Genomic DNA, 779 nt, shown 5'->3' with positions numbered 1-779 from the left:
GAGGGAAGTTTCGGGGGGCAGGTCACATCGTCAACGTCGGGTTGTAGATGTGGGAGGGTGTGGTGGATCGGAGATCGATCATGGAAACACCAAACTTACCCGCCATTCGCGCGCTTCGCCCAGCCTGGAACAAAGGCCGGATCGTCGGCCAGAAAAGACCGCTCAAACCCAAACACGTCTGGGCGATCAGGGTGCGTCTGGAGCTAGCCGAGAACCATCGGGATCTGGCCCTCTTCAATCTTGCCATCGATAGCAAGCTTGCCATCGATAGCAAGCTACGCGGCTGCGATCTGGTGAAGATGAAGGTGATTGATGTCATGGCGTCTGGTCAATTCAAGGAACGCGCGTCGGTTCTGCAGAGCAAAACCCAGAAACCTGTGCGCTTCGAGATTTCGGAAGGAACGCGTGCATCGCTGGCACGGTGGATGCGGGAGCCGCTCATGGTTGGATCCGAATATCTATGGCCTGGGCGTTTTCACGAACGGCTCCACATTTAGACCCGTCAGTACGCGCGTATTGTGCGAGAATGGGTGACATCCATTGGTCTGGAGGCCAGCGCCTATGGCACGCACTCGATGCGGCGCACTAAGGTGACACAAATCTACAAGAAGACCGGAAACCTTCGGGCAGTTCAGCTGTTGTTGGGCCATACCAAGATGGACAGCACGGTCAGGTACCTTGGCGTTGAGCTCGAAGATGCGCTGGCCATCGCCGAAACTATCGCAATCTAAGGGCGCGGGCCGTCTTCACTGACGGCGTATTTTTGTTGAAAAACTTGT

General features: G+C 56.0%; 1 pseudogene. It reads left to right on the top strand.

From position 1 onward, the window contains the following. Positions 1 to 80 precede the first annotated feature (80 nt). A pseudogene (locus EP237_RS22890) lies at positions 81 to 731 on the top strand (tyrosine-type recombinase/integrase). Positions 732 to 779: the final 48 nt, after the last annotated feature.

This window comes from Nioella ostreopsis (assembly GCF_004000255.1).
In the GTDB taxonomy this organism is placed as follows: Bacteria; Pseudomonadota; Alphaproteobacteria; order Rhodobacterales; family Rhodobacteraceae; genus Nioella; species Nioella ostreopsis.
Note: the sequence above shows the minus strand (reverse complement) of the source record. Positions and strands in the feature narration are given on the sequence as shown.